We start from the raw sequence: 11,751 nt of genomic DNA, 5'->3' as shown, positions 1-11,751 counted from the left end.
TAGGTATATTTGTTAATGATTTGTAATGTTAAATAAACTGCAATTGATCAGCAACCTGCTCTATCCTGTACCATTCTTTTAATAACTTGTCAAATAATCAAGGAAGTTACATATGCCGTTGGTCTTTTTGATTTTTAGATGAAGTATTCTTTATTTTCTGAAACATTTATTTTTCTAGTTGAATAAGTTCAGGCTGGGGCATAGAAACATTGGGATTCCCTTAACCCAAGCCCCTGACCAAATACCCACTTCCTACCGACCTCGTTCGCACCTCGTTCGGGAAATCCGGTACGAGGTCCCCATAAAGTCCCCGCCAAGCCTTCAACAGGTACCTTAGTTGGGCAACCTGTTCAGCTCAATATCATCAGGGGCAACAAAGATCAATGGAACCTTTTCCACATCTACATAGCTCGAATCCAGGCCAAAACCACTTTCTTCAGAGAGACTTAATTTTTTCAAAATAAAATAATATTGCATTATGCTACTCTCATAAAAGCTAAGGGAGGTAAATTTAGACAGGTGTTTTTCGAGCAATACAAACCTGAAATCACCAACAATTTTATGTTTTTTAAGAGAAGTGTACTGACTGGTAATGTCAACCTCACCATTTTTCACCAAATCTTCAACCACCTTACGGTACAATAAGTTTACCCTTTGCTCTTCCCTAAAGCCCAGTTTAAAATCAATACGGATCAGTTTGCCCGGTATTAAGAATTCTACCTTATAATCACTGGCAAAAGGTTCGTCAACTACATCCACATGTACCAGCCAATAAATATCTGCACGTTTAGGTTCTTTTTGTAAAATGGAATAAATGATTTTAGATTCTATTTCTGTTTTGAAGTTTGCACTGGTTAAATAGACCAGCTGAGATGAAAATTTAGGTACCGACTCATCATTGCTCAGTTCCTCAATAATCTGGTAATAATCGTCAATCTCCACATATTTTACATAACGGTTTTTGATCTTTCTAGCTATATACCAGCTCCACATTACCGAGAACAGGACTGCACCAATTAACAAAGTAACAAAACCACCATGGAAAAACTTAGTCATATTACCTGCCAGGAAAGCCAGCTCAAGCACGCCATAAATTAAGACAAAAATGACCACAATATAGCGCGGCACTTTTTTCGATAACATGTACATGGCTATCAGAATAGTAGTGGCAAGAAAAGTAAGGTTAATGGCCAAGCCGTAAGCGCCCTCCATGTTAATAGATTTTTTAAAGATCATCACAATCGAAATACAGCCTGCACAGAGCAGCCAGTTAATTGAAGGCACATAAATTTGTCCTTTTTGGTTGCTTGGATAATTAATGCGCACTTTTGGCCATAGGTTTAAGCGTACTGCCTCAGCTATTAAAGTAAAGGACCCTGTAATCATGGCCTGACTGGCAATAATGGCGGCAATAGTTGCCAAAGCCACCATAGCGAGCAAATAAGCTTCAGGCACGATCTCGTAAAACGGGTTCAAAATACCGTTATAATTTGGGTGCTGCAGTAACCATACCCCCTGCCCAAGGTAATTTAAAATCAAAGTTATTTTTACAAAAACCCAACTGATCCTAATGTTTTTCCTGCCGCAATGGCCTAAGTCTGAATACAAGGCCTCTGCCCCTGTTGTACACAAAAATACACCACCTAAAATGAGCAGTGCTTCTGGGTTGGTAGTCAACAAATGATAGGCATAATAAGGGTTCAATGCTTTTAAAATAGACCAATCCTGAGCAACATAGCTAATGCCTAAGACCCCTAAAGTGGCAAACCATAAAAACATAATCGGACCAAAAAGTTTGCCGACCAGGCTGGTGCCAAACTGTTGAATAATAAAAAGAATGACAATGATTGTAATAACCACAGGAATGACCTGAAACCACGGGAATTTAAGTTGCAAGCCTTCAATTGCTGTAGTTACAGTAATACTGGGCGTAATAATTCCATCGGCAAGCAAGGCACACCCACCTATGATTGCAGGTACAACCAGCCACCTGGCTTTTTTGCGTACCAGTGAGTAAAGCGATAAAATGCCCCCCTCCCCTTTATTATCTGCCCTCAAAGTAATCACCACATATTTAATGGTGGTTTGCAAAGTTAAGGTCCAGATGATACATGATAGTGAACCTAAAACCACCAGTGTAGTAATGGGCTGCCCCACATTACTGATGGTATTAAATATTGCCCTGAGTGTATACAAGGGCGAAGTGCCAATGTCTCCATAAACAATTCCTAAACTAATGAGTAAGCCTGCGGCCGATAACTTATGAGTCCTTTTAGGGTCTGACACAATTGTATAGATAACAGTAATTTGTGTAAAATTTGTTAAATATTGTTAAATATTGTCTTTTAAACAATTTCTTAGAATTCTTTGTTTTATAATATATACTTTTGTTTAAATCAAATGAAAAGACCAACACAAATAACGCTTCTTATTTATACGCTATGCATTGCATGTATAAGCGTATTTGGAAGCGCACAAGTTTGTGCTCAGCGAGCGGACAGTATTTACTATGCATCCTTAAAAAAGAAAGTTAATAATACGCCACAAATTAAGACAAATATAAAGTCTTACCGTCCTTTCTTCGGTTTTATCCCCTATAATACCTTCTCCAGCAACTTCAACAAAGCAACAGTATCTAAATCTGATAAAATTTTAACAGTAATAAAAGTTTATCCAAATCCGGTTGACGACCAGATCAACATCACTTTTAGATTAGAGCGTGAATCCCAATTGTCTATTAAAATAATGGATCTACTGGGTAATGAGGTGATTACCTTAGCTAATGAGCGCTTTCTTTCTGGCGAAACGACCAAAAACTTCTCCTTCCCTAATCGCTTAAACAGCGGCATTTACTTCCTTAGAATAGTTGCTGGTGGAGAAACCAGTGTAAAACGTATCTCCGTTTTATAGTTTTCATACTTTTCTTTCTTATTTTTACGAAAAACCTATTAAAACTGAAACCTGCAATATGATGCAAGCTTCATCAACATTAATAAGAAAAACGAACAAATGAAGATCATTGCTATTGGACGCAATTATGCTGCCCACGCTAAAGAATTAAATAACCCGGTACCGAGTAGTCCAGTTATCTTTATGAAGCCTGATACGGCCTTGCTAAAAGATAATAAGCCCTTTTATATCCCTGATTTTTCTAGTGATATCCATTACGAACTGGAAGTGGTTCTAAAAATAGGTAAAGAAGGTAAACATATTCAGGAAAAATTTGCTTCCAATTATTTTGAAGAAATAGGCTTAGGAATAGATTTTACAGCGCGAGATCTGCAAAGCAGGCTCAAAGAAAAAGGATTACCATGGGAACTCTCCAAAGCTTTTGACCAGTCTGCTGCTGTAAGTACTTTTATTCATAAATATAGTGTGGAGAACATTTATGATTTTAACTTTGAGCTGGATATTAACCAGCAACGCCGCCAAAATGGAAACACTAAAAACCTTTTGTTCTCGTTTGAAAAGATAATTGCTTTTGTTTCTCAGTACATCACCCTAAAGAAAGGTGATCTTATTTTTACGGGCACACCAGAGGGAGTTGGCCAGGTTCTTGCCGGAGATCACCTGGAAGCCTCGTTAAATGGAAAGGAACTTCTTAATTTCCATATAAAATAAACTAAATGAATAAAAAATACGCTGTAATATTGCTGCTCTGCTGCACTTCCTATTTTGCCAAAGCACAATTCCTAAACAGCAATAATAAATATCCACTAGTCGACTTTAGGACTCCATTAAACATCTTACCGCCAGCATTGTCTGGATCTTTTGGTGAGATAAGGGGTAATCACCTTCATTCGGGGATAGATTTCAGGACCAACCAAAGGGAGGGTTATCCTGTTTATGCCATCGGTGATGGCTATATTTCAAGGCTTAGGGTACAAAACAGTGGTTTCGGACAGGCCTTATACTTAAGTCACCCTAATGGCTATACCTCCGTTTATGGGCATCTGCAACGTTTTAATCCTAAAATAGCCCAACAGGTGGAGCGAATTCAATATGCAAAGAAAACGTTCGAAATAGATGAATTTCCTGCTCCAACGCTTATTCCTATCCGTAAAGGTGATGTTATCGGCTATTCAGGTAACCGTGGAAGTTCTGGCGGCCCACACCTGCATTTTGAAATTCGTGATTCTAAAACTGAAGCAACTATTAATCCGCAGTTGTTTGGAATTGAAATTCCAGACAATATCCCCCCGGTTATCTATTCCATGTATGTGTACCGCCTCAACAATAAACCATTTAATGAATTTACACCTAAACAATATTACCAGGTTTTGGGTGGCTCAGGCAAATATCACCTTAATCAAGTCAATACCCTTCGTATAGGTGGCGAATTTGGCTTAGGTATTACCACAACAGATAAACATAATGGGGCTTCTGGTACAAATGGCGTTTACTCCATACAACTTGAGGTAGATGGCACCGTGGTCTACACTTCTGCCATGGAGCAATTTAAGTTTGAAAATAGTAAGGGTGTAAATTCTCATATAGATTATCCTACCTATATAACCACCAAGCGCACCATACAAAAAAGCTTTGTCGACCCAGGTAATCCGCTCCAAATCTATTACTATTTACAGAATAATGGTCGTATTGATTTTACTGATCAGGGTTTACACGAATTAAAATACACGATTACAGACAGCAAAGGGAACGAAAGTAAGCTGCAGTTTAATGTTCAAGCCGACAGTAATGCGGTTATTCTTGCCAAAGCTTATCCTTCTGGAATTTTATTTCCTTATAACCAGCTGAATGAATTCAACAATAATGAGGTTAAAGTAAGTATCCCTAACGGCAGCCTTTACAATGACTTGAACTTTATTTATGCTACAAAGCCTAAACCTGCTACAAATGCCTATTCTGCTATTCATCAAATTCACAATAAATTAACCCCCTTACATACGGGCTTTGACTTGTGGATAATACCAGATGCAGCTTTAACACCTTACTTAGATAAAGCATTGATAGTGAACACCAACAGGGTTTCTCAAGGTGGCAGTTTTGAAAATGGTTATATCAAAACCAGGGCCCGTAATTTTGGTGATTTCTTTATTTCCATTGATACATTGGCACCCACTATTTCCCCTGTAAATATCTCTTCAGGAAAGAATATGAGGGGCATCAGCAAAATGACTTTTAAAATAAGAGACAACCTTTCAGGTCTGAAAAGTTTTAATGGCTATATTGACGACCAATGGGTTTTGATGGAGTTTGATACTAAAACGGCAACGCTATGGCATACTTTCGACGAGCGTACTTCCCCTGGGAAACATACACTTAAGTTAGTAGTGGATGACTTAAAAAACAATGTTAAAATTTTGAATCTTGATTTTTACCGCTAAAAAATAAAACTATGAGCACATTAATTGAAGGACAGCAAGCACCTGCTTTTAAAGCAAAAGACCAGAATGGTAATCCCGTCTCACTGAATCAGTTTGAAGGGAAAAAAGTGGTATTGTATTTTTATCCCAAAGATAACACCCCGGGTTGTACAACTGAGGCATGTGATTTCAGGGATAATTACCAGGGTTTAACAGCTCAGGGCATTGTAGTGATCGGTGTTAGCGTAGATGACGAAAAATCACACCAGAATTTTATCGCCAAATACAATTTGCCTTTTACGTTGCTGGCCGATACAGACAAGAAAATTGTGGAAGCTTACGGGGTATGGGTGGAGAAGAACAATTTTGGCAAAAAATACATGGGAATTTCCCGTAAAACTTTCCTTATTGATGAGCAAGGTATCATTACCCATATTATCGATAAAGTAGACACAAAAAATGCCACAGCCCAGGTTTTAGAGCTGTTAAAATAAATAATAATTAAACAAGTAAATAATTACATTTGCTGCTATTAACACATTTCCAATTTAATGAAACAGACAATCAATGAATTAGAAAATATCGCTTCTCAAGTTAGAAGGGATATTGTAAGAATGGTTCATGGGTGCCAATCCGGACATCCAGGAGGATCACTAGGCTGTGCAGATTTCGTGACCGCATTATATTTTGAGGCCATGAATCATTCCACAGATTTTAAAATGAAGGGTGAGGGAGAGGATTTATTCTTCCTGTCTAACGGTCACATTTCTCCTGTATGGTATAGCGTATTGGCCAGGTCTGGTTATTTTGACCCGAGCGAAATGGTTACCTTCAGAAAATTAAACACCCGTTTACAAGGTCACCCGACCACACATGAACACCTGCCTGGAATTAGAATTGCCTCCGGATCTTTAGGTCAGGGTTTATCTGTTTCGATTGGTGCTGCTTTAGCGAAAAAATTGAACAAGGATACTTCTCTTGTGTATACATTATTAGGCGATGGAGAATTGCAAGAAGGACAAAACTGGGAAGCCATCATGTTTGCACCACACAATAAGGTAGATAATTTAATTGCTACAATAGATTATAACGGTCAACAAATTGATGGTCCTACAGAAAAAGTCTTATCACTTGAAAATCTACAGGCTAAATTTGAAGCTTTTGGCTGGCATGTAATTACTTCTAATGGTAATGACATGGAGGATATTGTTAAAGCGCTGCACTATGCGAAGTCTTTAACGGGAAAAGGCAAACCGATTTTGAATTTAATGAGCACGCAAATGGGTAGTGGTGTTGATTTCATGATGGGATCGCATAAATGGCATGGTGTTGCTCCAAATGATGAACAACTGGCCGCCGCGTTAGCGCAATTAAACAGCACTTTAAAAGATTACTAAAAAGAATTCTCGTGAGAAAAAAATATACATACACAGAAAAGAAAGACACCCGCTCTGGTTTTGGAGCCGGACTACTTGAAGCTGGAAAAAACAATCCTGAAGTAGTGGCACTTTGTGCAGATCTTGTGGGTTCTTTAAAAATGGATGCTTTTATTAAAGAATTTCCTGAACGTTTTTTCCAAATTGGTATTGCCGAGGCTAACATGATCGGTATTGCTGCAGGATTAACTATTGGTGGTAAAGTTCCATTTACAGGAACTTTCGCGAACTTTTCTACTGGCCGTGTTTACGATCAGATTCGCCAGTCTGTGGCTTACTCTAATAAAAACGTTAAAATTTGTGCTTCACATGCTGGCCTTACTTTAGGCGAGGATGGTGCTACACATCAAATTTTAGAAGACATCGGTTTAATGAAAATGCTTCCGGGAATGACCGTAATCAATACTTGTGATTACAACCAAACCAAGGCAGCAACCATTGCTATTGCCGAATATGAAGGCCCTGTTTACTTGCGTTTTGGTCGCCCTGTGTTGCCGGTATTCACGCCTGCTGATCAGAAATTTGAGATCGGTAAAGCATGGATGGTAGACGAAGGAACGGATGTTACCATTATTGCTACGGGCCATATGGTGTGGAAAGCAATAGAAGCTGGTGAACAATTAGCAGAATTGGGTATCTCAGCAGAAATTATCAACATACATACCATCAAACCTTTGGATGAAGAAGCAATCTTGAAATCTTTAAGAAAAACAGGCTGTGTGGTAACTGCTGAAGAACACAATAAATTTGGTGGTCTGGGTGAAAGTGTTGCTCGTTTGTTAACTACTGAATTACCTTCGCCACAAGAATTTGTGGCTGTTAATGATAGCTTTGGAGAAAGTGGCACACCAGATCAGCTAATGACTAAATATGGTTTAGATACCATTAACATTGTTGAAGCTGCACAGAAAGTGATTAAAAGAAAATAATACATTTATGAAGCAGGTTGAAGATGCAGAAATCATCGCTAAATTCTCTCAGGAGAATACCCGAAGTGAGGCCTTTAACCTGCTTTTAAATAAATACCAACAAAAAATATACTGGCATATCCGCCGCCTTGTTATTGACCATGATGATACCGACGACCTGGTGCAGGAAGTTTTTATCAAAGTCTGGAAAAACCTGGAGAAATTCAGAAATGATTCACAATTGTATACCTGGATTTACAGGATTGCAACAAATGAGTCTATCACTTTTCTGAATAAGAAAAAACAAAAAAACAATACACCATTAGACGAGGTATCGGCTGAACTTGCAGAAAGTTTAGTGGAAACATCCTATTTCAACGGAAACAAGGTAGAATTAAAATTACAGCAAGCCATACTCAGCCTGCCTGAAAAACAAAGATTAGTTTTTAACATGAAGTTTTATGATGATCTAAAATATGAAGAAATTTCTGCTATCGTTGGAACTTCTGTAGGTGCCCTGAAAGCATCTTACCACATCGCTGTTAAAAAAATTGAAACATTTATGCTAAATGAAGACATTACGTTTTAAACCTTTTGCAGTTTAATGCATCAAAACATATGTTATGAATAAGGAGACAGAGGATAATTTAAAAGGAATGATTGGGAAGACGGGGTTTTCTGTCCCAGAGCATTATTTTGAACAGCTAAACAGGGATATCCAAACCCGTATCGCGGAAGAAAACCTGAAAGCACTTGCCACCGGAAACGGTTTTAAAGTTCCTGATTTGTATTTTGAACAGTTAAGCAACAAAATTGAGGCAAAAATAGTATCCGCAACTACTAAAAACCCAACAAATGTTATTCGTTTGTGGAATAGTGATCTTTTAAAATATGCTACCGCAGCTTGTTTCATCTTAATCACTGCACTGGGTCTTTATATTAATAACAACACTTTTAATATACCTGAAGTAGCTACTGAAATGGTAAGTGAGCAAGATCTTTTTGATATTGATGAACAATTAATCATAGATGATTTGCAAAAAGAAACGCTGCTAAAAACCAGGACTTCCGCTTCTGAACAAGAAATTGAGGCTTATATACTTAGCAATTACTCTTCAAATGACATTGCTGCTAACCTTTAAAGAATAGAAGCTTATGAAAGCTTCATCACGTTTTAAAACATATATATACCGATGAAAAACTTAATGCTATTCTTATTATTTACCTGTATAGGAAGTTACGCTTTTTCGCAGAGACCAACTGATAGAAGAGATGAGATTGAATCTTACAGAGTTGCTTATCTCACCCAAAGAATGGAACTTTCTCTAGAAGAAGCTAAGATCTTCTGGCCCATTTATAAACGCTGGCAAGATGAACAGCAGGTTTTAAGAAAAGTGCGCGGACAGAAAATGATCAGCTACAGAAAGATCGAAGATATTGAAACCTTATCTGATAGTGAAGTGCAAAGCTTAATTGCCAATGAGCTTAACATTAAACAAAAAGCATTAAATATTGACAAGAAGTACTATAACCTGTTAAAATCAAGTCTGCCCATCAAAATTGTTGGTAAGTATTACCGTGCCCAGGAAACCTTTAAAAAGGAACTTTTTAACAGGTATAGGGAAGGAAAAAGAAATTAATATTTCTTTAAGCTTAAATCACAGCCTTAAAGCTTAAGTGCAAAGTCAAATTCGTATTTTTACAACATGATCAAGACATTGCGCTTAAATGAGTATAAAGTTCTATGCTATAGAATATTTTTAGGGTATTTGTTCTATTTCATTAGCCGGATTTTATTCTATATTTTTAATGAATCACTTTTTGGCATTGAAGACACCTTTAGTTTATTAAAACTGTGTTACTATGGCCTCGCATTTGACACCACAGCACTATTGTACATCAATAGTCTGTTTATTCTGCTTAGTATACTTCCGCTAATTATCAATAAAGAATTAAAATTTCAAAAATTATTGCTATGGCTTTACTTCATTTCCAATTTAATAGCCTATTCCACAAATTTCTTCGACATCATCTACTACCGTTTTAGCCAGTCAAGATCTACCATGGCAACATTGGATGTCATTGTAAATGAAGAAAACAAATCTGCTCTTTTCACACATTTTATAGGTACCTATTGGTACGTGGCTGTTCTATTTTTATTAAGCAGCCTCCTATGGATCTGGTTGTATAAGAAGGTAAACATTATTAAAGTTAAGCAAAACAGTAAACTGCTTCCTTATTTTTCGTTCTCCCTTGTTGGTATGTTGCTCATCAGCACAATTATTGTAGGTGGAATAAGGGGAGATTTCAAACATAGTACCCGTCCAATTAATCTGGTTGATGCTTACCGGCATGTTCATATTCCAAACCAGGGCGATGTGGTATTGAACACCCCTTTTTCTATATTCAGAACATTAAAAGCGGCCAATTATAAAGTGCCGATGTGGACAGATGAAGCTTATATTAAGACCAACATTAAACCGATTAAACAGTATAACCGCAGCATAAATACAAAGCCAAATGTTGTCATTTTTATTTTGGAGAGCATGGCCAGAGAATACTGGGGCAGTATGAACCCTGAAACTTCCATTCCAAATTTTAAATCTTATACCCCATTTTTAGATTCACTTGCACACAACAGCCTTATCTTTACCAATGGATATGCAAATGGCAGGCAATCTATTCATGCCATGTCTTCTGTTTTAGCAGGTATTCCATCTTTCCAAACGGCTTTTACCTCTTCGCCTTATGCCAAGCAGAAAATACAATCTTTAATTTCAATAGCGGATACTTTAGGCTATCAAACTTCCTTTTTTCATGGAGCTGGTAATGGTTCTATGGGCTTTTTAGGTTTCAGCAATATTTTAGGCATTAAAAATTATTACGGTAGGACCGAGTATAATAATGATGATGACTATGATGGGATATGGGGCATTTGGGATGAGCCCTTTTTTCAATTCATGAATAAAACCCTTGATAAACAACAACAGCCATTTCTGGCTACCATGTTTTCCATATCTTCTCATGATCCATTTAAAATTCCTGAGAAATATAAACAAAGGTTTAAAGGAGGGCCTGTACAAATGGATAAATGTGTGGAATATACAGACCATGCCCTGAGGAGTTTCTTTAATTATGCTAAAACACAAGACTGGTATGAAAACACTATTTTCGTAATCACTGCCGACCATACCAACCAGAGTAATTACGAAGCATATAACAATGCCATAAACCGCTTTGCCATCCCGATCTTATTCTTCAGTCCAAATAAGGATTATAAACTTAAAGGTGTACGAAGAGATTTAGCATCCCAAACAGATATTTACCCTTCAATTGTTGATTTGATGGGCTATGACAAACCTTTCCGCTCCTGGGGCAGAAGTTTAATTGCTAATAACACTAACGAAACTCCTCGGGTAATTAATTCTCCTGGAAGCCTTTATCAGTTTATGGAAGGCAATTATACTTATATTTTTGATGGGGAGAAATTTTCGGGAGTATTTACCATTACAGATAAAAAATTGGAGAAGAACCTTATCGACAATAATAACGCAGAGATGCAAAAGGGCATGGCAAATTGCAAAGCCTATATTCAGGATTACATGTATCGGGTAACTAACAAACAATTAAACCCCTAATACCGCTATAAATCAAAAAAGGCAGCTGTTTTACAGCTGCCTTTTTTGATTTATGAATTTCTTATTACAATTGTTTATCTAACTTCTGTGCCAAGACAGATTTAGGAACAGCACCAACTTGTTTATCTACTACTTCTCCACCTTTAAAAAACAATAAAGCAGGAATATTACGAATTCCAAATTGTGTAGAGATTTGAGGATTATTGTCTACGTTAACTTTTCCAACAATCGCTTTTCCTTCATATTCTTTGGAAATCTCTTCTACAATAGGACCTACCATACGACAAGGGCCACACCATTCTGCCCAAAAGTCAACTAATACAGGTTTATCTGATTTTAAAACAAGTTCTTCAAAGTTTGCATCTGTGATTTCAATAGCCATAATTTCTATTTATATATAAGTTTTATATTTAATATCTCAAACAACATCAGCTAGCATTAA

12 protein-coding genes are annotated in these 11,751 nt (G+C 37.2%); 10 read left to right on the top strand and 2 right to left on the bottom strand.

What is annotated here, in order from left to right:
- Window positions 1–333: 333 nt before the first annotated feature.
- Window positions 334–2,286, bottom strand: coding sequence for a KUP/HAK/KT family potassium transporter (locus AAKU52_RS01590; RefSeq protein ID WP_354329495.1), 1,953 nt, complete (start codon window positions 2,284–2,286; stop codon window positions 334–336).
- Between the two features lie 114 nt (window positions 2,287–2,400).
- On the opposite strand from AAKU52_RS01590, the gene AAKU52_RS01585 reads away from it, so the two are divergent.
- The 10 genes from AAKU52_RS01585 to AAKU52_RS01540 all read left to right on the top strand — a co-directional run bounded on the left by AAKU52_RS01585 (window position 2,401) and on the right by AAKU52_RS01540 (window position 11,309).
- Window positions 2,401–2,910, top strand: a complete 510-nt coding sequence (locus tag AAKU52_RS01585; RefSeq protein ID WP_354329493.1) for a T9SS type A sorting domain-containing protein — start codon at window positions 2,401–2,403, stop codon at window positions 2,908–2,910.
- A 99-nt stretch (window positions 2,911–3,009) separates the two neighbouring features.
- The gene (locus AAKU52_RS01580; protein ID WP_354329491.1) at window positions 3,010–3,621 is read left to right on the top strand and encodes a fumarylacetoacetate hydrolase family protein; all 612 of its coding nucleotides are present in this window, start codon (window positions 3,010–3,012) and stop codon (window positions 3,619–3,621) included.
- Between the two features lie 5 nt (window positions 3,622–3,626).
- Window positions 3,627–5,348 (top strand): M23 family metallopeptidase, encoded by a 1,722-nt coding sequence (locus tag AAKU52_RS01575; RefSeq protein ID WP_354329489.1) that lies wholly within the window; start codon window positions 3,627–3,629, stop codon window positions 5,346–5,348.
- 11 nt (window positions 5,349–5,359) lie between these two features.
- The gene (gene bcp / locus AAKU52_RS01570) at window positions 5,360–5,821 is read left to right on the top strand and encodes a thioredoxin-dependent thiol peroxidase (RefSeq protein ID WP_354329487.1); all 462 of its coding nucleotides are present in this window, start codon (window positions 5,360–5,362) and stop codon (window positions 5,819–5,821) included.
- Between the two features lie 57 nt (window positions 5,822–5,878).
- Window positions 5,879–6,724, top strand: coding sequence for a transketolase (locus AAKU52_RS01565; protein WP_354329485.1), 846 nt, complete (start codon window positions 5,879–5,881; stop codon window positions 6,722–6,724).
- A gap of 11 nt (window positions 6,725–6,735) precedes the next feature.
- Window positions 6,736–7,692 carry a transketolase family protein gene (locus AAKU52_RS01560; RefSeq protein WP_354329483.1) on the top strand — a complete coding sequence of 319 codons (957 nt, stop codon included), beginning with the start codon at window positions 6,736–6,738 and terminating at the stop codon, window positions 7,690–7,692.
- A gap of 7 nt (window positions 7,693–7,699) precedes the next feature.
- On the top strand, window positions 7,700–8,260 hold the full coding sequence (locus AAKU52_RS01555; RefSeq protein WP_354329481.1) for an RNA polymerase sigma factor: 561 nt from the start codon (window positions 7,700–7,702) through the stop codon (window positions 8,258–8,260).
- A gap of 34 nt (window positions 8,261–8,294) precedes the next feature.
- Window positions 8,295–8,813 (top strand): hypothetical protein, encoded by a 519-nt coding sequence (locus AAKU52_RS01550; protein WP_354329478.1) that lies wholly within the window; start codon window positions 8,295–8,297, stop codon window positions 8,811–8,813.
- 51 nt (window positions 8,814–8,864) lie between these two features.
- The gene (locus tag AAKU52_RS01545; protein WP_354329476.1) at window positions 8,865–9,311 is read left to right on the top strand and encodes a hypothetical protein; all 447 of its coding nucleotides are present in this window, start codon (window positions 8,865–8,867) and stop codon (window positions 9,309–9,311) included.
- A gap of 66 nt (window positions 9,312–9,377) precedes the next feature.
- Window positions 9,378–11,309: an LTA synthase family protein gene (locus AAKU52_RS01540; RefSeq protein WP_354329474.1), complete on the top strand. Its 1,932-nt coding sequence runs from the start codon at window positions 9,378–9,380 to the stop codon at window positions 11,307–11,309.
- 64 nt (window positions 11,310–11,373) lie between these two features.
- Here AAKU52_RS01540 and trxA read toward each other — a convergent pair whose 3' ends face one another.
- Entirely contained in the window at window positions 11,374–11,691 is a 318-nt protein-coding gene (gene trxA / locus AAKU52_RS01535) for a thioredoxin (protein ID WP_354329472.1), read from the bottom strand.
- Window positions 11,692–11,751: the final 60 nt, after the last annotated feature.

Source organism: Pedobacter sp. CG_S7 (assembly GCF_040544395.1).
In the GTDB taxonomy this organism is placed as follows: Bacteria; Bacteroidota; Bacteroidia; order Sphingobacteriales; family Sphingobacteriaceae; genus Pedobacter.
The sequence above is the reverse complement of the archived record's forward strand: the minus strand, read 5'-3'. Positions and strand labels throughout refer to the sequence as shown.

What these genes read in the sequence shown, in the direction of transcription:
- AAKU52_RS01550 (WP_354329478.1), top strand. Translation starts at nt 8,295, where the DNA reads ATGAATAAGGAGACAGAGGATAATTTAAAAGGAATGATTGGGAAGACG.
- AAKU52_RS01540 (WP_354329474.1), top strand. Translation starts at nt 9,378, where the DNA reads ATGATCAAGACATTGCGCTTAAATGAGTATAAAGTTCTATGCTATAGA.
- AAKU52_RS01575 (WP_354329489.1), top strand. Translation starts at nt 3,627, where the DNA reads ATGAATAAAAAATACGCTGTAATATTGCTGCTCTGCTGCACTTCCTAT.
- AAKU52_RS01580 (WP_354329491.1), top strand. Translation starts at nt 3,010, where the DNA reads ATGAAGATCATTGCTATTGGACGCAATTATGCTGCCCACGCTAAAGAA.
- AAKU52_RS01585 (WP_354329493.1), top strand. Translation starts at nt 2,401, where the DNA reads ATGAAAAGACCAACACAAATAACGCTTCTTATTTATACGCTATGCATT.
- bcp (WP_354329487.1), top strand. Translation starts at nt 5,360, where the DNA reads ATGAGCACATTAATTGAAGGACAGCAAGCACCTGCTTTTAAAGCAAAA.
- trxA (WP_354329472.1), bottom strand. Translation starts at nt 11,691, where the DNA reads ATGGCTATTGAAATCACAGATGCAAACTTTGAAGAACTTGTTTTAAAA.
- AAKU52_RS01545 (WP_354329476.1), top strand. Translation starts at nt 8,865, where the DNA reads ATGAAAAACTTAATGCTATTCTTATTATTTACCTGTATAGGAAGTTAC.
- AAKU52_RS01555 (WP_354329481.1), top strand. Translation starts at nt 7,700, where the DNA reads ATGAAGCAGGTTGAAGATGCAGAAATCATCGCTAAATTCTCTCAGGAG.
- AAKU52_RS01565 (WP_354329485.1), top strand. Translation starts at nt 5,879, where the DNA reads ATGAAACAGACAATCAATGAATTAGAAAATATCGCTTCTCAAGTTAGA.